Genomic DNA, 20,402 nt, shown 5'->3' on the forward strand with positions numbered 1-20,402 from the left:
ATTAACGATTCCCCAGTTTTTTAAACTATATTAAAGTATCCCCTTTTCCACTAAAGTCTCTGCGATTTGAACTGAATTCCAAGCCGCACCTTTTAATAGGTTATCGGAAACAATCCAGAGGTGGAATCCGTTTGGCGTATCAGGATCTTTACGTATTCTTCCGACAAATGTATCTATTTTCCCTTCTGCATATAATGGCATTGGATACAGCTGTTCACTAGGGTTATCCTGCAAAATAACACCTGGTGCATCCATTAGTATTTCCTTGATTTCCACAACGCTTGCTTCTTTTTCCAGTTCTATATAAACCGATTCTGAATGCCCCGATACAACTGGAACACGTACACAAGTAGCTGCCATTTTCAGGTTTTCATCTTCTAATATTTTCTTCGTTTCTTGAATCATTTTGACTTCTTCAAAAGTAAAATCATTGTCTGTAAATATATCTACTTGAGGCAGTACATTAAATGCTATTGGATAATGTTTTTTATCTTTTTTCACCGGTAATATATCACTCTTCACTTCTTCACCTGCAAGTATAGACTTAGCCTGCTCTTGTAATTCATGAATCGCATGAATGCCAGAACCCGATACAGCTTGATATGTTGAAACGATAATTCTTTCTAAACCGAATGATTTTCGAATCGGCTGAAGTGCTGTTACCATCTGTAATGCTGAACAATTTGGAACTGCAATGATACCTTTATGCTGTTTTAAAGTGTGCGCATTCACTTCCGGAACAACGAGCGGTACATCTTGCCCCATTCGGTACTCACTTGTGTTATCAATTACAATCGCACCACTAGAAACTGCATGAGTTACAAATTGTCTAGATACTTCTCCCCCAGCGCTAAAAAAGGCAATATCTACACCTTCAAAGCTAGTTGTTTTTGCCTCTTGTATAATTATCTCTCGTCCTTTGAATCTTACTTTCTTACCAGCGGATCGTTTTGACGAAAGCAATGTAACTTCAACTATATTAAACTTCATTTCATTCTCTAACAGTTCAATAATTTTTTGCCCTACCGCACCTGTAGCCCCAACAACAGCTACATGATAGCCCTTTTTGATCATCTTTTCTCCTCCAATATCACCTGAATGAATATTTCTACAATTTCATTTTATACAGAATTTAATCATTTGGAAAATTAAAATACATGATATAATCATTCACAAATCATGATAATAAAAGAGGGATCGCTTATGGAAATGAGACATGTTAAAACATTTTGCGCCATTGTGAAGTATGGTAATTTTTCTAAAGCTGCGCACGCGCTAGGTTATGCGCAATCTACTGTTACAGCACATATGAAAGCTTTAGAGAACGATTTACATATTCCTCTTTTCGATCGGTTAGGGAAAAAAGTGCTACTTACAAAAGCAGGTCATCAATTTCATCCTTATGCATTAGAATTACTTTCAATATATGAAAAAGCGCAAGAAATCCCCCAAAATACAGATTATTTAGAAGGTACATTAAGTATTACATCTAATGAATCATTAGCGGTATACCGATTACCACAATTATTACGTACTTACAAACAGAAAAATCCGAAAGTAAATATCGTACTTGAAACGAACACAAATGAACAAGCATTACAAAAATTACGTGAAGGAGAAACAGACGTTGTCTTCATAATTGGAGAAAGTATAGAACATAATGATTTTATTACGCGTACTTTTAGTAATGAAACATTTGGATGGATTTTACCAGCTTATTCCTCTGCACATGCAAATCCATTCCAGTTATTACAGGACACCCAGTTCATTTTTACAGAACAAAGCTGCGGCTATAGGCCAATGGTAGATCGTTTTTTACGTCAAAGCGGGAATATTCCAGATAAAACATTTGAAACTTCCAATGTTGAAGTCATTAAACAATCCGTTATGTGTGAGTTAGGCATTTCAATTCTTCCTTATATCGTTGTACAAGAAAGTTGTCAAAAAGAACAACTATGTTTTCAGCCTATCGAAACTCCAACAGTTATTCAAAGTCATGTAATCTATCATAAATCCAGATGGATTTCCCCGGTGTTACAGTCGTTTCTTTCCTTACTTGAACGAGACTAAAATATTAAGACGTACATATAAAAAGAGTAATTGCCTAATAAGCAATTACTCTCTTTCATTAATTAGTATACTATTTATTAGTCTGTCCCCCACCTGCAATTAATTTACTACCTGAATATGTACCTTTGTTCATAAACACTTGATTAATTAATTCTTTTTGCTCAGCTTCCGACATTACTCCTTTTCCTTCTCCTAAATTCCCACTTTGTAATTTCCAAATCTTATTGTGATCTGCATCAACCTTTTCATATTTCCCTTGTTTCCATCGTTCTAAAATTTCTACATATGTACTTCCCTGCACAAGATCATTACTCTTTACAATATCAATTAAGCTTTCAATCCGCTCTTGTGTAATAAAAATATAGCCCCACTTTTGATCAGCTTTCGCTTTTTGATGTGCCATTTCATGTAATGCTGTCTGTATGTTCTCATCTGTCCATTTAAAATTTTTATTAAAACCACTATTTGGCAATGAATAATTGCCATTTTCTAAAAGCTTTGCATCTTCTACTTTTACGTTACTATCAGCTAATACTTCTACTGCTGGAGCAGCTGGTGATGTCTTTTTCGCAGCTGGTTTACTATTATTTAAATAATGCAGAATACCATATGTTAAACCTACTCCGATTACCGCCATACCAGCTATAACACCTATTATTTTCAAAAATGTTTTCATCTCGCTTGTTTCCTCCCAAATATCTCTGTTCTGACTACCTAATTATTTCTTATATAAAAACTGTTACTTCATTCAAAATATCGCATCCCCTATCATATTATTTATATATACTTCCTCATATTGTATTTCTTTTTCTTTAAAATTGAAAGAATATTCTGTTAAATAACGAAAATATTCTACAAATTTTTCCTTTATATTTATAAAGAAACAAAAAAACAACGAGCGCGTTCTACAACACTCGTTGTTTTTACTTTATGCACGATTTTCTTTTAACCATTTCGTAATAGCATCTAACCTCGAAACATCAAAACGTCTTTCTTCACACACGTTCAAATTTTTTGAGTTTCTCACTATTTCTAATTCATTATTTCTTACACTTTTCGCCTCAATTAATTTACAATACCCATCTGTAACAGTATTTAAATTTTCATAATAACGCTGAAACGATTTTGATATATGTAAATGTTTTTCAAAGTTTCTCCTTCTTTTCGTTTCATCAGATACTTTCCGCTTTCTAAGTTCTTCATCGTTCGTATATAAATAAAAATATTGATCCGGAAAACCAATTTCCCTATTTACCATCTTTTCTTTATAAAAATTTTCTATTAAAGATAATGGCTGATTAAATATATCAAAATGAAAGCACCAATTATAACTAAGTGGTTGATATATATCCCCATCGAGTATTACTAATTCATATTGCTCTGACTTCTGAACAGCTATATTCCAGCGCTCAACTTGTTTTTCAAAATACCATGTTCTATGTTCATTTTTTGGCCTTTCAAATAAAGAATTCACTTCAGGTATTATATAAGCACCATAATTCTTTTCTAATTCACGGCACGTGGTACTTTTACCAACAGCGCTTGCTCCCTCAAATGCTATTATCCCCATAGTTTCCCCCTCTTTCATTAACTAAAATTTCGTTGTTTCGCTTTTCTTCCCCATAACTTTCTCCATAAAACAATTGAAGCGATAGTGAGCATGATTGTTGTAATGATACTACCTTCAATTCCGAACGTGCCTCCATGCAATGTTTCTGGTCCATTTGTTATAGACTTAAAAATTGGAGTAGAATATACAGTTGTGCCACTAACTGCAAAGCCATATACATTATATTGAGCCCAGTTCCAAATTGAGTGCCATGCACATATTCCCCACAGACCATCTTCTTTCAATACGTATAAAGCTGCGAAAACACCCACTAATATTATATTCGATATAGATAATATTGTAATTCCCGGATTAAGTAGATGAAGAAATCCAAATAAAAATGAAGTTACAATTATTCCAACCCATATACGACTTCTAACAGAAAGAACCGGGAATAACCAACCTCGTACAATAATTTCTTCCGTTGCCCCTTGTATTAAAAATGCAACTAGAGATCCTACTATTCCTACTATTACTGTTGAGGTAATATGTTGTACTTGCAATTTCACACTCCCCATTAATAATAGTAGAATAACTGGCGTTGAAATAAATACAAACCCTATTAACGCACCTTTTAAATACTTTCTCATCCATTTCTCTTTCCAAAAGCCAATGGATGAAAAAGGTCTTTTTTCTACAAAACGAACCCATATAAATAAAATAAATATAGCTCCGCCAAACGTTAACACCATTCTAACATTGTCATAAATACCTTTCATGAATATCGTTTCAGCTTTTGGTAAAAATAACATAAATAACATAAAAAGTTCGCCTAAAGTCAAAAATATAATGGCTAATATTACAGCAAAGACTGGATGCACCTTTTTTCTCCCTGCTTTTGCTGCTTCAATTATTATAAATGAATTATTTTTCACTTTCTTTTCTCCTTTTATAATATTTAACTACTAACAGCTAACAACCATATTTTACCACAAAAAATGCGATATTAATATTTACTCTAAGTTTTTCTTACATGATTTTGCATAAATCCAAATTAGGAATAATATATAAATAAAAGAGGTGCCTTTGTGCCTTTACTATTATCACCCAGATTACTCAGTGGTATTACCAGCACTTGCTATTTCCCACCATTTGTTGTAAGATAGTAATTAAGGTCAATTTAACACTATATTTTCTTTGCATATTATCAAGTATCAATCAGGGACATTTTGTACTCCTTATGGGTTTTTGATAATATGTGAACTTTTATTTTCATTCAAATAAGGCCGATCATATTGTAATTTTTCTACTTTTAGGAGGCATTACCATGACATTAACAGGTAAAGTAAAATGGTTTAACAGCGAAAAAGGTTTCGGTTTCATCGAAGTTGCAGACGGTAACGACGTATTCGTTCACTTCTCAGCTATCACTGGCGACGGCTTCAAGTCTCTTGACGAAGGTCAAGAAGTTAGCTTCGAAGTTGAAGAAGGTAACCGCGGACCTCAAGCTAAAAACGTTGTAAAGCTATAATTCAAACAATAAAAAGGTTGTTACCAGCAAGGTTAACAACCTTTTTAATATATAACTAAAATTTTTTACATAAAAGGAGTGGTTACATGTATCGCAATCGAAAGAACGATGTAGCAGAAGTACCACCAGAACAAACCCCTGTTTGGGAATGTGAATCAGAGGATTGTTTAGGATGGATGAGAAAGAACTTTTCATTTGAAGAAGAGCCTAAATGCCCTTTATGTAAAAGTAGCATGAAAAGCGGAGAACGTTTATTACCTAAATTAGGTTAATTTATAATAAAAAAAACCTCTTTTAATTAAGAGGTTTTTTTTATTATAAATTTATGTCTTCAATATCAGTTCGCACTATAGAATACAATAATGCATCGTGTTGCTTATTTCCTTGATGAATATATCCGCGCAATAGACCTTCCTTTTGAAAGCCGATTTTAGATAACATTCTACAAGAAGTAACATTTTCAGGATATGTAATAGCTCCAATTCTAAACAAACCCAAATCTTTAAACCCATAATCAATAATTTCTCGAGACGCTTCTGACGCATAACCATTTCCCCAATAACGAGGATGCAGGTCATATCCAATCTCAGATCGTTTACTCCATAATTGTAAATTGTTTAGTCCAATTGTTCCTATTAAAACGTTCGTTTCTTTTAACACAATTCCCCATCGTATTGCCTTTTTCTCAAAGTAATTTTTCGAAAAAGATTCGATCATACGTGAAGCTTGTCCAAACTCCGTAAAAGAATTCATACCGTAATAACACGTTACTTCATCCAATGAAAAGATTTCATATATTTTTTGACAATAAGATTGTTCTATTTCAACTAAACGTAAGCGTTCTGTTTCTAATATAGGAAATGCCATAGGATCACTCCTTTCTCTCTACTCATTCATTATATCAGAAAAAATATTTATAATTACTAAAGTCCTTATTGTTCCATAAATCAAACATTTCTAATGACGCATTCCCTCTTTATTCTATATACACGAATTGGATACCTTCTGATTACTACTCAAACATTACGCTATAATTTCCATAAATCGAATTTCAAATTATCAAGAACTGTAAAAAAAATTGTTTCTTCATTTTCTCCTTCCAAACAACCACCCTACCCCATACATTTATGGTAAAATATAGTTAATATATTATTTTATTGTGGAGGTGTAAATTTCCTATGTATATATTCATCGGCTTATCCCTCTTACTCATATTACTTATTTTTTTATTCGCAAAAAAATTCACACCAAACTCTTTCATGATGACTAACTTTAAAGGCAATAGCTTTAAGACATTTTCAATCGGTATTTTAATCGCTGCCATACTCTCACTTTCATATGGAACTTATCATGCAGTAACATATCAACCTAGTTATTTAGATATTAAATTAAAAAATCAAAACTACACTGTTTTCGGTAATGTAGGCGAATTCGGTTATTTCTCCGAAGAATTATTAAAAAAAGATACTGAAGTTCAACTATATTTCGTCTCTTGGAAAAAAATGCAGTTAAAAAATCCGGTAATACTTATAGAATATCCTTCAGGAAAACAAGAAACATGGAAGCCAAATATCGTATTAATACCGATAAGTAAATTACAAGAAAAACATGATATAAAAGATATTTATCAACTATCACCGTATTCATTTAAAGAATCTGGAGAAATAACATTAACAATAAAAGAAAACAATGTAAAAAACAATAAAATTTCCATTCAAATAAAATAAATAAAAACTGTTCCTTCATTTTGCTGAAGGAACAGTTTTTATTTATTCTACAGTATTATTTATTTAATGTAGCCATTATTTCATTGGCAATATTCTTTCCATTTCCAATACACGCACCAATTCCAACACCGTAATATGAGGCACCAGCTAAATATACATTTGGATAAAGATTTGTCATTTTTTCTTGCAATGCTTGAACCGCTTGATTATGTTCTAAATGATATTTCGGCATTAAATCTTTCCAATTTGTAACTTCAACTACTTCTGGTTCACCTTTAATTCCGAGACTCTTTTCAATATCATATAAAGCTACTCGTACTAATTCTTCTTCATTGTAATCCTTGATTGTTTCATATACCGGATTGGTACTCTTATAAAACATTCTAACTAATAATTTTTGTTTACCCGATGTATGTTTCCACTTTCGACTTGTCCATGTACAAGCATCACAATGTAAATCACTGTTTTCCGTTACAATAAACCCCGTACCGTCAGCTGGTAGTTGTTCATCTAGTATGTCAAATCCTAAATAAATACTAATAAGAGATGAGTTTTTAAATGTATTAAACTGCTCATTTAACTCATTAGACTGTAATAAAGTTTGCGCTATATCATGTGGAGCTGCTAAAACAACATAATCTGCTTGTATTGTTTCATGATTTGCAAAAGAAATCTCATATCGATCTTCTTGTTTACTTACAGCCATCGTTATAGCACCTTTTTTTACGACAGTTTCAGTCAGCACTTCTTCTAAGCCATTAATTATCGTAGATAGTCCACCCTTAAATGAAACGAATTTTTTATTTCCTGCTGATTGAAATTGTTTTTTATTCTCTTCAAAACCTTTAATAATACTTCCATACTTATTTTTATAATCCAGTAAATACGGTAATGTAGATGCCATTGTAAGCTCATTCAATTTACCAGAATATACGCCTGAAAGCACAGGAGCAATTTGTCTTTCCACTAACTCTTTCCCTAAAAAGCTTTCTAAAAATAGAGCAAGTGATGTATCTTTCGTAAACTCTTTATTTTTCGTTATGAAATCTTTTAAAGCTACGATTTTCCCCTTCGTTGAGACTAGCGTACTGCTAAACAAAGACCGGGCACTCATCGGTATCCCAAATATAGTATCAGAAGGAATTGGATGTAACATGTTTTCAGAATATATGTAAGAAATACCCGTTTCATTATATACCATTTCATTTTCTAAATTTAAATCTTTTACAAGTGGCATAACGTGTTCATTACGAGCAACGATTGAATCCGCCCCTGACTCCATAATGAAATCCTTTTCTTCCACACTATGGATTTTACCACCTAAATACTCTTCTTTCTCAATAAGAATTAAATTTAAATCGATATTATAATCCTTTTTTAATTTTTCTAAATAAAACATAGTAGAAAGTCCCGTTATACCTCCACCGATAACAACAACTGTTTTCATATGTGCTGCGCTCCTAACCGATACAATTAATAATTCCTTTTTATTATAACCAAAAGTCCTTATATTCGACTAGCAAGTTGCGCATTCTGTAAGAAATTAGACAATATATTTTAATATATTTTCAAATTACCTAATAAAAAAGAACTATAACATTTACAAACCCCGTCATAGTTCTCTTTATTTTAAAAACATAAAGTAATTGATTAATTTGTCTAGTTCTTGACTCAATGCCAATACTTTTTCATGTTGAATTCCATAATCCGATACTAAATATAAAAGTTCTTCTTTTTTTATTTCAATTACTTTTTCCAATTTCGCTAGTTCCATGTCGTTTTACATCTCTCCAAAAATAAAATGTATGTATTTCAGTATAGCCTACTTACATAATTAGTAAAAGTAAAATACGCATGTAAAATCTTACATATTTGAAAAAATAATATACTACTAACAAAAAAAGAAACTAGATTAAACATCCTTTTACAGATCATTAACGTTCATTAAGAATTAATAACATAACGGAATTTTTCTAATGTGATATCTTTATAATTTGGAGCTCTCTGTATATGATTAAAATAACTATATGAGAATTTAAATACATGACCAAAATCCCAATCGAATTCACTATAGTCTTTTATCCAAAATATATTTTCAGTTGGTAAAATATTTGCACGTTTAGATTGAATTAAAGGTAATCGATCTATAGGTGAGTGTAAAGTTATTTCCGTATTCAGCTTGAGCTTTTGGCTAGCTCTTAGTACGTACACTAGTTTTAACAGCGGACGTATCCCTCGTTGAAATATATCTATATGTCCTAAATCGTACATTATATTAATTGCGTGGGAGTATGTAAGCAAATGCCCAATTAAATCATGATGTGATTCCGCTCGATAAATACTATTAAATTTCGATAACTCATTTAAAATGAACTGAGATACTTGTGTTGGATTACTCAATTCACTTTGTATCTCCTCTTCAAAACTTAATTGTTTTACTTCTTTCGTCGTATAACCAATCCACGATCTACCTGGAATTGTTTTTCGAAATGATAAAATAAGAGTAGTAATCCCTTCAATTGCTTGATTATCACCCCATTTTTGTAGATCTTTCATAGCTAATAAACTTAATGACGCATAAATGACGTTATGCCCCACCCAATGAAGCTCATCAATCGTTTGTTCTAAAGATTTTATAATCATATTTTCCGCAATTTTAAAATCTATTTCTTTTTTATCATCAATCATCTCACCAATTTTTTTCTTGTTCAGCATCATCCTTGTTTGCGAATACATATTACGAGCTGCTTCTTCATCAATATTATTATCTTTCATAAAAAAATAACTAGCAATTGCAGCTGCTCCAAAATGTGCATGCCAAATATCATTTGTTTCTTTTTTACATTGAGAAATAATTGAAAGACCGCCTTTTAAAATACTTTTTCCCATTTTCTTACTCCCCTAATAAAAATCACTATATTTTCATCCTAAAGATGGTGTCAGGACAAATAAAATGTGATTCGATTCATCACTTTTATTCAAAAATCGATGCTTCACATTCGGTGGAATACGTACAACATCGCCTTCTTCTAAAAAATATTCTTTTCCCTCCAATTCCACATACACTTCCCCTTTCATAATAACAGCAATCTCTTCCTTATCTTCATGGGAATAATGGCTTTCTGTTGTGTTTGCTTGTTTATTTAAATCCATCATTAGCATTTCAATACGTGCTTTCATAAAATCAGGTGTTAATACATCATATACAATGTGATCATTGTTTTCCCGATATACTTTTTTTCGATCTTTTTTCTTAGAAATGAGCGAATCTGTATCAATATCGTTAATAAAAAGTGTAAACAGCGGTACATTTAATGCTTTTGCAATTAATTCCAAAACATTTAAAGAAGGATTAGCATGTCCTCTTTCAATTTGGCTAATTAACGACGTACTAATCCCTGCATAATCAGCGAATTCACGAATTGTCATATTATTTTTCTTACGATAACTTAATACTGTTTGTCCAAGCCTATCATGTACCATAGTAAAACTTCCTTTCGTCCATCATAATGCATGTTTCGTTGTCTTTGTGCTGACATACTAAACAAAGGCAAATAACCCTTCCCTATTATCTCCGGGACTTATATACTTACCTTTGTACATTATATCGTATTAAGTTTATTATAATAAACATTCTATCGGAGGGACAAACTTTGAAATCACCTATTCTTTCATATTGCATCTTATTTTTTGGTGTATTCGCCTTATCAACTTCAGCTATTTTTGTAAAATTGGCAGATGCTCCTGCGACAATCATTGCTTTTTACCGATTATTCTTTGCCACACTAATTCTGTTACCGTTATTACTATTTAATAAAAATAGTCGAAATGAGCTAAAAACTTTAACGAAAAAACAATGGGCACTTGGATTCGTATCTGGGCTATTTTTAGCTGCACATTATGTACTATGGTTTGAATCATTACAATATACTTCTGTAGCAAGCTCTACAGTTATCGTAACGTTACAACCTTTGTTCTCAATGATTGGTGGTTATTTTTTATTTAAGGAGAGATTTACGAAAGGAGCAGTTATTGGTTGCCTCATCGCTATTTCAGGTAGTATCATCATTGGCTGGCAAGATTTCCAAATTAGTGGAGAAGCTTTATATGGAGATATTTTAGCACTTATCGCTGCCGGTATCATTACTGCTTATTTTTTCATTAGCCAACACGTTCGTAAAGATTTGTCACTTATACCATATTCGGTAATTAGTTATGGAAGTAGTGCTGGCTTTCTTGGCATATTTGCTTTCACGCAACAAGAATCTTTCATCCATTACTCTACACAAACTTGGTTGTGCTTTATTGGATTAGCTTTCATTGCTACAATTTTAGGACAAACCATTTTTAATTGGTTATTAAAATGGATAAGTGCTACTGTAATTTCAATGAGTATTTTAGGTGAAACAATTGGCACTTGTATACTAGCGTACTTTATATTACATGAGACCATTTCTTTACAACAAGGACTAGGAATTACCGTTATTTTTATTGGTTTAGTATTATTTTTATTGCAGCCAAATTCTAATAAAAAAGCATGACAGTATACTGTCATGCTTTTAACTACTAATTATGTACAATTAAACCATCCGGTCTAAAACGACTCATCATAATTTCATTAATAAACTTTCCGTGAGCTTTCAAATTCCCTATCTTTACTCCCTCTTCTACAAATCCAAATTTTTCATATAAAGCTTTTGCTTTTAGATTCGTTTCTAACACACCTAGTTCTACTCTCTCTAACATTAACCAATTATCAGCCAAATCAAGCATCTTCGTAAGAAGTGCTTTCCCAATTCCTTTATTATGATATTCACTATCAACCCCAATGAATAAATCGCCTGAATGAGATCTTCGTCCCGGACTTTGTGTTAAACCTACAAACCCAACAATTTCTCCATCATATTCTGCAACAAATTCAAATTGATTTGGTGCTAAATTTCGAATTCTATTTTCCATAGCTTCTACACGCATGCTAGGTAAGAAAACCATATACGGTAAAACGTCATCCTGTATACATATACGATGAATTGCTCTAGCATCTTGTATTTCTACTGCTCTAACATTGATCTCCATCTTGCTCTCCTCCATATAAATAACAATATATTTGTGTGTATTCTAGAAACGTTCATGAATGACCTTCTCGTCCGTATTTCTTTATGTCATTTTTACATAATTATTTCGATATAATACTTAATTTCCAAAAAGATTAACGACTATATGGATTTGGTTAACTTTTCACCTTGTTATATAAATCAAGCAAATTTTCAATCAGAATACCATTTAGTTTCATGCCGACTATATCACAATTTTCTATTTCAATATTTTTCAGATTACTATTACTTATAGTGCTACCTTCCAAATCACATTTATCGAATACAATAGGTTCCTTCTCATCTCCGAGACTTGTATTTTTAAATTGCACTCCACCTAAAGTCACCAAATTAAATTTACTGCCAGAAAGATTTAAATCTGCATATGATGACCTTCTAAAATTTATATTTCTAAACTTGGATTGACTTACATTACAATTACTCATATTCATATTCATTATAATGCTACCAACAAATGAACTGTTTTTTAAATTCACTTGATAATACTCTGTATTTGCTAAATTACAGTTTTCGTATTGACTATTTTTCATATCTTTATTTGTAACTACACTCGCTTTGTTTGAGCTTGTTTTTATTCTTTTCACGTAACAATACTCATCTTCCGATTCAAAAATCATTTGGTAACCCATCTTTTTATAAAAGTGATGATTGTTAATTTGTCTACTAGATGTTTCGAGATCCCAAATCTTTATGTTCGGATATTCCTTTTCTATTAATTTCATAACATGTGATCCAATTCCTTTTCCTTGATAAACAGGATCTACAAAAATACGATCAATTCGACCGTACGACTTACCAGAAATCGTAACTATTATCCCTCCGATTATTTCTTTATCCATTACAACTTTGAAAGAATCCAATTCTTCAATGGAATATTCCATCATTTCAACTGAAGAATATCCTGGCGGTTGAATGTTATAATCAATGACATCATCTTAGCCGTATAGCCATTGTTTTGCTTCTGCATCAAATGTTCTTTTCATTATTTCTGTTAATTTCTCAGCATCTAAAATTGTAGCTTTTTCTATAGATATTTTCGTCATTTTCGTTTTCCCCTTCATTATTACAAACCAACCATTTTTGTGAATGGCATAATTATCAATTCACTTTTGTTTTTAATGCTTTTCCCATTATTACATATGGAACATCATTTTTACTTGGATGAAATGGTTCTAATACATTTACCCAATCTAATCTTTCATATAACGAACGTGCTTTTTCATTGTTTATTTGTGTTGTTAAAACACTCGTTCTATTTGGAATCCCTTCTAATAATTCATTATGTAAATTCGTTCCAAGACCTTCATTTTGATATTGTGGGTGGACTGCTAACTCTACAAATTCAAAACAATCTTGTAACCATTCGTCTACTTGCTCTAGATGTAACGCTTCTCTCATTAATTGATTATAGTACTGTCCCTCGATTGAGCGATAACCATAAGTAAAACCAACTACTTCATTTTCATCATTTATTGCTACTATACCTTTAAAACCTGTATATTCTATATGCCTGTTCATTCTCTCGATCATTTCATTGAAATTTGTTTTCTCAAATACTTTACAATACAAATTTGCCATATTCTCAATTAGGATCTCATCTTTTTCAATGCTTATGAACTTCACTTTATTACCCCCTATTAAAACATTTATATCCTTAAATTTTTAAAAACAAAGAAAATTAACACTAATCACCCTCTTTACTATTAAACTACAAATCACCCTATATTTTCCACGATTACTTAGTATTAATGAATAATAAAAAGAGACCATGTAATATAAACATGGTCTCTTCTTTTATTCATTTTCAATTTTATCCCGCTATTTGCCGGGCAGTAAGACCCCCACCTCAAAATTCAGCGAAAGCAAAGAAGTTAGGTGGGGGTCGGGCTAATAATCAGCGGGGGCTGACACCCCACTGATTAAAGTTTCACTTTATATAATTAAAAATTAGATATTACTTAAGCCACTCGTTGCAAGTATTACTTAACTGCTGTAAATCTTCTATAAATTGACTCGCATCATATCCATCACAAACCGAATGATGTACTTGTAATGAAACTGGTAGCATAACCTTGTTTCCATCGTTAAAATATTTCCCACAAGTTATAATTGGCAATAGAAAATTTTCATCATTATTAATATTAAGATTAAATCCAGTAAAACTAGTCCAAGGTATGCTAGAAATCGGAAATACATTAGGCGGAATATTTTCTTTCGTGAAAAGACCATGAACACTAGCATAGCATCTCATATCGTCTTCATAATTATTATAGAAAGTGCGGAAATCACTTGAATAATCCGTCCATATACTTGAAAAAGACTTATCATCTTTATGAAAGATTGTATAACTCGGTATCATTTCCTCCCAATAGCCTACAACTCCTTCATCGTTAAAACATGTTCGAAATTTTTTATGATTATTTACTACTCTAGAAATTAAATATATAAAAACGGGATAAAATTTTATTCCCTTTTGATATACTTCCCCTAATAACATCGTGATATCAACATTCACAGTCATACTAAATGTACATTTCAACTTTAAATAATGCTCAAAATGCTGCTCTCTATTCCAATCTTCTCTATCAATTACATGAAACTTCATTCTAATAGCCTCCTAAAATTTTCTTTTTATTTTAGAAGGCTAATTCCCTTGCTTTCACCATAATTGTTCACTCCTAACAGTTTACATTTGACCCTAATTATTTATTTATATAACATATGTAAGAATCAATTCACATATTTCTGGAAATCCATCCACATACTATAGATAAATCAAATGAAATTTGGAGGATACATACATGAATGACAAAAATATGAATAAAAAAGAACATGTTACTGAAAACACTACATCTATTCAAAATAATAATACTGCAAACCTTACTATCGAAGAACAAGCAATGAACGGCTTATACGGAATGCCCGAAACAACAATTGAAGATGCTGATCACGCTGCAGCTGATGATTTGACTTCAAAAAATTAATTAACTACATTGAAAAAAGCCAAGGGAAATATCCTTGGCTTTTTTCACTATGCATCCACCTTTTGTATTTCTTCACTCTTTCTTGAAAGTTTACCTGGCCAAAAAGCAAATCGACCTAAAACTACTGTAATCGCGGGTACAAGTAACGGTCTTACGATAAACGTATCTAGTAATACGCCAATTGCAGTTACAATACCAAATTGAACTAATACTTGAATTGGAAGTGTACCTAACACAGCAAAAGTTCCTGCTAAAATTAAACCTGCCGATGTAATAACACTACCTGTTTGTATTACACCATTTTTTACTGCATCCAAGTGATTTTGTGTCTTTCTGTTTTTCCATATTTCTGAAACCATAAAGATATTATAATCTTCACCTAAAGCAACTAAAAATACGAATGCGTACAACGGTATCGCACCTTGAATGGCCGGCGCTCCCATACCGTAATGAAGTAATATCCATCCTGCTCCTAACGCTGAGAAGAATGATAGGACAACAGTTACAATTAAATAAATCGTCGCAACAACCGATCGTAAATAGACAAGTAATAGTAAAGCGATAATGCTAATCATTACTGGAATAATTACTGATTCATCACGTTCCGTAATTTGCTTTGTATCATATAATGAAGCTGTTTCTCCACCAATCCACAATTGCTCTTCAGCATTACTAATCCCAGCATCTTTTAATACTTTTTCTACATTACTTTTCAATTTAGGAATTTGATCTAACGCTTCAATTGAGTATGGATTTTCCGCTAAAGAAACTTCATACATTTGTATTTGCTTATTTTCTTTTCCCTCTTTTGGCTCTTTCACTGTATTTACGAAAGAAAATTTCTCTAGTTCTTGTTTAATAGGAAGCTCTTTGCCTTTCGTATCAACAACAACTTTTACTGGTGCTAGTTCACCAGCTGAGAAATGATCACTAATTAACGTAAACCCTTCACGAGAAGGCATATCCTTTGGAAACGACTCTAATAAGTCATATGTGTATTGAATACGTGGTACGAATGAAGCCAATCCGCCTAATACAAATACAGTTAGCATAATTATTGTCCACGGTCTTCGTACTACAATATCTCCAAGTTTTTTACTAAAGAAGCCTTTTGATTTTTCAACTTTTACAGCTCTCTTTTTCTTTCTTGCAAACTCCTCATTCATTGAAGTTGTTCTCGGTATAAACGGGAAAAATGCAATTCTACCGAAAATTAATAATAGTGCTGGTAAAATCGTTAAAGCCGCGATTCCCATTATAAATACAGCAACACTAAATGGTACTGCAAATCGATGAAAGGCACCATAATGAGCAAGTAGTAATGTTCCTAATCCAAGTACAACAGTTAACGCACTCATTATTATTGCACCGCCAGATGCTTTAATCGCAAGTTGCAATGCTTTATATTTACTTTCTTCTTCTAACAAGTACTCTCTATATCTCGAAATTAAAAATAGACAATAGTCCGTTCCAGCGCCAAACAATAATACTGTCATAATTGATATCGCTTGGGCATCTATTTTAATCCATCCGTGATCAGCTAAAAAACCGAGTGTAGGACTAATAATACCGTATGCAAAGCCAACAACAAGTATAGGTAAAATCGCTAAAATTGGTGAACGATACAGTAAAATTAACAAAACTAACACTAGTAGTACAGTAGCCACTAACAATTTCACATCTGCTTGACTAAATAAACTAACTGCATCCGTTTGAATACCTACAGGTCCTGATAATCGAACATGTAAACCAGATTCACTTATTTTTTGTTTAAATGGATCTTCATCCACCTTACTATTCACTATTTTTCTAAACTCTTCAAGATTTCCTTTTAATATATCTGTACCAGCAGATTTATTAAAAAATACCGGTGTAACAAATGATGTACCATCTTTTGATGCACTTTTTGATAATACTTGCTCTGGGATTGTATCAAATGGTGGTAACGTTGATTGTTCTTTTAAAGGACTAGCTTTTAACTCCTTATAAACATCTTGTATGAGTTTATAATCCTGTGACTGTAATCCACCATCTCTATACCATACTACTAACAACGGATTCCCTGCATTATTCGGAAACTCTTTTTTCATAAGCGCTTCCGCTTGCTGTGACATAGCTGTTTCAGGTAAATTTTTCGGATTCGGTTCTTTCGTACTGTTTACTTGTGGTAACGTAAATGAAAGTAATAATGTAATAAGAATCCACACCGATAAAGTGATCCACTGCGTATTTCTCCCTGCTACAAGCCTCCCTAACATATGTAACGGGTGCTTTTTCATAAAAACCCACCTTCCTTTTTTCCTCCATTATTAATTATATATACTGGTCGGTTAATTAATCAAGAATGATTGAAAATTATGTTATAATTATCTCAATTATAAATGTCAGGAGCGAATGTATTTGGAACAAAAACAACGTCCTCTCGGAAGGCCGCGTCAAAATAAAAATACAAAATCTACAAAAGAAATCATTTTAGAAGTAGCAACCCGCTTATTTCTTACACAAAATTATCAAGTCGTTTCTATGGATGAGGTCGCAAAAGTTTGTGGTGTTACGAAAGCAACTGTCTACTATTACTATTCAACAAAAGCCGATTTATTTACCGCTACTATGATCGAAATGATGGTACGTATACGTGAGAATATGTCTCAAATACTCTCTACAAACAAAACTTTAGAAGAAAGATTATTAGACTTCGCTAAAGTTTACTTACACGCAACGATGGATATTGATATGAAAAATTTTATGAAAGATGCAAAACTGTCGTTATCTGAAGAACAATTGAAACAATTGAAAAATGCTGAAGATAATATGTATGAAGTACTAGAAAAAGCACTCGATAATGCGATGCACATCGGAGAAATTCCGAAAGGAAACGCTAAATTTGCGGCTCATGCTTTCGTATCTTTATTATCAATTGGGAATTTTAAAGATGAAAATCACAATCCTATTCTTGCAAATATAGATGAATTAGCACAAGAAATCGTTTCTTTTTATTGGAACGGATTAGGTCATTCATATTAAACTGATTTGCTTTAATAAAAGAGCATGTTTGAATTTTTTCAAACATGCTTTTTTATCATTTAAGTGTTTTATTTATATACCAACAATTAGACTACACTTTAGCATCCATTATTAAAAAATTATTATCTTTACCTTTTACAAATTTTGAAGTTGAATCTTTATATTCCGCTTACTTAATCCCCCATGGTAACAAACTACAGATTCAATATGTAAATTTAAATACTTCTTCAAAGACTGCCGTGCTTCCATAATATTTAAAGTTGTTGGGGCATGAATTCCTCCTAACACTCCATTCACACTATACATCGAGTCTCCAGCGACAAGAATTTTGCTTTGTTTCAAATATAAACTAATATGACCCGGAGTATGCCCTGGAGTATGAAGAATTAGTATTCCACCGCAATACGGAAGTTCTTGCCCGTCAATCACAGTATCACTCACTTTTCCTTTTGGTCGGTTCTCTATATTTCCGTCCTTCAATAAAGGTAAATCCCCCTCGATATATGGCTTATCTAGTTCGTGCGCATAAACTTTAATATTACTTCGACAGCGCTGCAACAACTCCGGAAGACTACCTATATGATCAATATCCTGATGCGTCAAAATCACGACTTTTAACTTATCAAATGATACCCCAACCTTTTCCATCTCTACTTGTATATCTTCAATTTGTCCTGGGAAACCCGTATCTATTAATACTGCCATTTCATCATTCCATAAAAGAAGTGGATGAATAACAAATTCTTGAAATTCAAGTTGTAACATTTCTATCCCTTTAGCAATCTCCATACAGCCATTCTCCTTTATGTTGAAGTTTGAAAATATGTACGAGTAAACTGAAAATATAAAGTGAAACTTTAATCAGTGGGGGTTTTACTACCCGGCAAATAGCGGGATAAAGCACCTCTATCTTATAATATGTTTTGTCATCCCAATAGAGAATGCTTCAAACCCTATAGATTCATAGTAAGATTGCAACTTTTCTACACACATAAGTTGTGGAATAACCTTGTTTTGTTCACAGTGCTGGATTAATCGTTTCACTATTTCTTTTCCGATGCCACTAGACTGATATTTTGGCAATACACCAACTCCACAAATAATGCCTGTTATGACTCCATCTGATATGACACGCCCCATCCCTACTAACCTCTTATCATCAAAAACATAAATTGCATACCAACTTTGCTTACACATTCGTTCTAACTCGTTAACCGTTAATTTAAGAGAATTCCATCCTAAAGATTCGTATAAGGATAATAATCCATTAAAATCTGTAGGATGTTCACTTGTGTAGCGTATACTATTTTCCATGTAAATACTCCCTATTCTCTGGCTTGTTTATATTTCATAAAATTCCCTTTACACAAATCTGATTGATGTAAAAATAACTAGAACAAACTTCAATAAGAAAGATAGAATTCCTTCTCAATATAAAGTAAAAAGAAGTTATCTCACTTAAGATAACTTCTTTTATATAAGACTCTCATTATATTATCAACCAAAAAATATACAACTGCATACGATTAGCACAAACAAAACTAATAAACCATTTGAGAAATAACCCATTAAATACTACCCCTTTATTAAATTATGTAAAAGATTTTATCATAAAATGATTTACAACTTAATAACTGAAAAAGACATTGTATTCATTAGTTATATATGTTAAGTAATATTTTATTTTCGGGTATATTCTGCTTAACTTAAACCACTTCCCATTCCCTTATACTTAAGTTCTGATAACTTCAGAACAATACATAAAGAAGACCTCAACTTATTGACGTCTTCTTTTCAACTACACTAATAGCTAATTCACGTTTTTTTCGAATATATATAGACCCTTCACTAACAGAGACATATATGAAATGTATTCTCACTACATAAACATCTATAATCTGATTATCAACATCCTTATAACCTTTTAATCTCATCCTCGGTTATTCTAATAGCTCTCTTGTTCGAAAAGATATTTTTAAAAATTCCTACTCCCACAATTAATAAACCTATACCAACTAATTTATTTATTTGTAATGGAATGCTCTCCATTCCAAATAATCCAAATGTATCAATACATAACGCAACGACCAATTGAGTAATAAGACTAATTAGCACCGTATATGCTGGACCTAAACTCTTTATTGCACCCATTATACAAATAATTAACCCGATGCCAAACAGTCCACTTACATAAAACAAATAATTTGCAGTATACACTTTAATGCTAATACTGTTTTCTGTAATGATATAAAATAGAATAGAACTAATGAGACCTATTCCAAGGACACATGTAGTCGTTAACCACTGTCCTACATTTTCATTTACTTTTGCATTAAAAACAGATTGTAAGCTAATTAATATTCCTGCTAATATAGCTAAACTAAATCCAATCAAAATCTTCCT

23 protein-coding genes and 1 pseudogene are annotated in these 20,402 nt (G+C 32.1%); 7 read left to right on the plus strand and 17 right to left on the minus strand.

The annotated features are described in order from the left end of the window. Positions 1–30 precede the first annotated feature (30 nt). A complete protein-coding gene (locus tag H6481_RS20375) occupies positions 31–1,074 on the minus strand; it encodes an aspartate-semialdehyde dehydrogenase (RefSeq protein WP_182812982.1) in 1,044 nt (347 codons plus the stop codon). Positions 1,075–1,203: 129 nt separating this feature from the next. Between H6481_RS20375 and H6481_RS20380 the strand changes: the two genes are divergently transcribed. Beyond that, entirely contained in the window at positions 1,204–2,070 is an 867-nt protein-coding gene (locus tag H6481_RS20380; RefSeq protein WP_098033848.1) for a LysR family transcriptional regulator, read from the plus strand. A gap of 70 nt (positions 2,071–2,140) precedes the next feature. Here the strand turns inward: H6481_RS20380 and H6481_RS20385 are convergent, their stop codons facing one another. The 3 genes from H6481_RS20385 to H6481_RS20395 all read right to left on the minus strand — a co-directional run bounded on the left by H6481_RS20385 (position 2,141) and on the right by H6481_RS20395 (position 4,554). Beyond that, the gene (locus H6481_RS20385; protein ID WP_098033849.1) at positions 2,141–2,746 is read right to left on the minus strand and encodes a PRK06770 family protein; all 606 of its coding nucleotides are present in this window, start codon (positions 2,744–2,746) and stop codon (positions 2,141–2,143) included. A 252-nt stretch (positions 2,747–2,998) separates the two neighbouring features. Continuing rightward, positions 2,999–3,658 (minus strand): AAA family ATPase, encoded by a 660-nt coding sequence (locus tag H6481_RS20390; protein ID WP_140157193.1) that lies wholly within the window; start codon positions 3,656–3,658, stop codon positions 2,999–3,001. Further along, complete coding sequence (locus H6481_RS20395) at positions 3,658–4,554, minus strand: type II CAAX endopeptidase family protein (RefSeq protein WP_000794822.1); 897 nt, start codon at positions 4,552–4,554, stop codon at positions 3,658–3,660. The genes H6481_RS20390 and H6481_RS20395 overlap by 1 nt, the downstream gene beginning before the upstream one ends. A 392-nt stretch (positions 4,555–4,946) precedes the next feature. Here H6481_RS20395 and cspD point away from each other — a divergent pair, with 392 nt between their 5' ends. Both cspD and H6481_RS20405 read left to right on the plus strand, forming a co-directional pair. Then, on the plus strand, positions 4,947–5,150 hold the full coding sequence (gene cspD, locus H6481_RS20400) for a cold-shock protein CspD (RefSeq protein ID WP_000176366.1): 204 nt from the start codon (positions 4,947–4,949) through the stop codon (positions 5,148–5,150). An 86-nt stretch (positions 5,151–5,236) separates the two neighbouring features. After that, complete coding sequence (locus H6481_RS20405) at positions 5,237–5,422, plus strand: cold-shock protein (RefSeq protein WP_000286203.1); 186 nt, start codon at positions 5,237–5,239, stop codon at positions 5,420–5,422. A gap of 43 nt (positions 5,423–5,465) precedes the next feature. Here the strand turns inward: H6481_RS20405 and H6481_RS20410 are convergent, their stop codons facing one another. Continuing rightward, positions 5,466–6,017 carry a GNAT family N-acetyltransferase gene (locus tag H6481_RS20410; protein ID WP_000885400.1) on the minus strand — a complete coding sequence of 184 codons (552 nt, stop codon included), beginning with the start codon at positions 6,015–6,017 and terminating at the stop codon, positions 5,466–5,468. 311 nt (positions 6,018–6,328) lie between these two features. On the opposite strand from H6481_RS20410, the gene H6481_RS20415 reads away from it, so the two are divergent. Continuing rightward, positions 6,329–6,877 carry a hypothetical protein gene (locus tag H6481_RS20415; RefSeq protein ID WP_000275232.1) on the plus strand — a complete coding sequence of 183 codons (549 nt, stop codon included), beginning with the start codon at positions 6,329–6,331 and terminating at the stop codon, positions 6,875–6,877. A 55-nt stretch (positions 6,878–6,932) separates the two neighbouring features. Here the strand turns inward: H6481_RS20415 and H6481_RS20420 are convergent, their stop codons facing one another. The 4 genes from H6481_RS20420 to H6481_RS20435 all read right to left on the minus strand — a co-directional run bounded on the left by H6481_RS20420 (position 6,933) and on the right by H6481_RS20435 (position 10,360). Continuing rightward, positions 6,933–8,324 (minus strand): protoporphyrinogen oxidase, encoded by a 1,392-nt coding sequence (locus H6481_RS20420; RefSeq protein WP_182812984.1) that lies wholly within the window; start codon positions 8,322–8,324, stop codon positions 6,933–6,935. Positions 8,325–8,501: 177 nt separating this feature from the next. Continuing rightward, the gene (locus H6481_RS20425) at positions 8,502–8,651 is read right to left on the minus strand and encodes an aspartyl-phosphate phosphatase Spo0E family protein (protein WP_000417698.1); all 150 of its coding nucleotides are present in this window, start codon (positions 8,649–8,651) and stop codon (positions 8,502–8,504) included. Between the two features lie 170 nt (positions 8,652–8,821). Further along, complete coding sequence (locus tag H6481_RS20430; RefSeq protein ID WP_088020956.1) at positions 8,822–9,766, minus strand: hypothetical protein; 945 nt, start codon at positions 9,764–9,766, stop codon at positions 8,822–8,824. Positions 9,767–9,799: 33 nt separating this feature from the next. After that, a complete protein-coding gene (locus H6481_RS20435; protein ID WP_053564531.1) occupies positions 9,800–10,360 on the minus strand; it encodes an XRE family transcriptional regulator in 561 nt (186 codons plus the stop codon). A 170-nt stretch (positions 10,361–10,530) separates the two neighbouring features. On the opposite strand from H6481_RS20435, the gene H6481_RS20440 reads away from it, so the two are divergent. Beyond that, a complete protein-coding gene (locus tag H6481_RS20440; protein WP_088020955.1) occupies positions 10,531–11,418 on the plus strand; it encodes a DMT family transporter in 888 nt (295 codons plus the stop codon). A 25-nt stretch (positions 11,419–11,443) separates the two neighbouring features. On the opposite strand, the gene H6481_RS20445 is transcribed toward H6481_RS20440, so the two are convergent. The 4 genes and pseudogenes from H6481_RS20445 to catA form a co-directional block, all read right to left on the minus strand. Further along, complete coding sequence (locus tag H6481_RS20445; RefSeq protein WP_088020954.1) at positions 11,444–11,953, minus strand: GNAT family N-acetyltransferase; 510 nt, start codon at positions 11,951–11,953, stop codon at positions 11,444–11,446. Between the two features lie 154 nt (positions 11,954–12,107). After that, a pseudogene (locus H6481_RS20450) lies at positions 12,108–13,052 on the minus strand (GNAT family N-acetyltransferase). Positions 13,053–13,089: 37 nt separating this feature from the next. Next, positions 13,090–13,614 (minus strand): GNAT family N-acetyltransferase, encoded by a 525-nt coding sequence (locus tag H6481_RS20455; protein WP_182812986.1) that lies wholly within the window; start codon positions 13,612–13,614, stop codon positions 13,090–13,092. A 331-nt stretch (positions 13,615–13,945) separates the two neighbouring features. Beyond that, a complete protein-coding gene (gene catA / locus H6481_RS20460; protein WP_000668526.1) occupies positions 13,946–14,596 on the minus strand; it encodes a type A chloramphenicol O-acetyltransferase in 651 nt (216 codons plus the stop codon). Between the two features lie 196 nt (positions 14,597–14,792). Here catA and H6481_RS20465 point away from each other — a divergent pair, with 196 nt between their 5' ends. After that, positions 14,793–14,975 (plus strand): DUF4021 domain-containing protein, encoded by a 183-nt coding sequence (locus H6481_RS20465; protein ID WP_000998365.1) that lies wholly within the window; start codon positions 14,793–14,795, stop codon positions 14,973–14,975. A 47-nt stretch (positions 14,976–15,022) separates the two neighbouring features. Here H6481_RS20465 and H6481_RS20470 read toward each other — a convergent pair whose 3' ends face one another. Further along, a complete protein-coding gene (locus H6481_RS20470; protein WP_182812988.1) occupies positions 15,023–17,254 on the minus strand; it encodes an MMPL family transporter in 2,232 nt (743 codons plus the stop codon). A 121-nt stretch (positions 17,255–17,375) separates the two neighbouring features. On the opposite strand from H6481_RS20470, the gene H6481_RS20475 reads away from it, so the two are divergent. Then, positions 17,376–17,999: a TetR/AcrR family transcriptional regulator gene (locus H6481_RS20475; RefSeq protein ID WP_182812990.1), complete on the plus strand. Its 624-nt coding sequence runs from the start codon at positions 17,376–17,378 to the stop codon at positions 17,997–17,999. A 135-nt stretch (positions 18,000–18,134) separates the two neighbouring features. Here the strand turns inward: H6481_RS20475 and H6481_RS20480 are convergent, their stop codons facing one another. From H6481_RS20480 to H6481_RS20490, 3 genes are all read right to left on the minus strand, one after another. Further along, the gene (locus H6481_RS20480; protein ID WP_182812992.1) at positions 18,135–18,788 is read right to left on the minus strand and encodes an MBL fold metallo-hydrolase; all 654 of its coding nucleotides are present in this window, start codon (positions 18,786–18,788) and stop codon (positions 18,135–18,137) included. Between the two features lie 117 nt (positions 18,789–18,905). Beyond that, positions 18,906–19,313, minus strand: a complete 408-nt coding sequence (locus tag H6481_RS20485) for a GNAT family N-acetyltransferase (protein ID WP_000431735.1) — start codon at positions 19,311–19,313, stop codon at positions 18,906–18,908. Positions 19,314–19,913: 600 nt separating this feature from the next. Beyond that, positions 19,914–20,393, minus strand: a complete 480-nt coding sequence (locus H6481_RS20490; protein ID WP_089170957.1) for a DMT family transporter — start codon at positions 20,391–20,393, stop codon at positions 19,914–19,916. Positions 20,394–20,402: the final 9 nt, after the last annotated feature.

This window comes from Bacillus sp. ME78 (assembly GCF_903970865.1).
GTDB classification, from domain to species: Bacteria; Bacillota; Bacilli; order Bacillales; family Bacillaceae_G; genus Bacillus_A; species Bacillus_A cereus.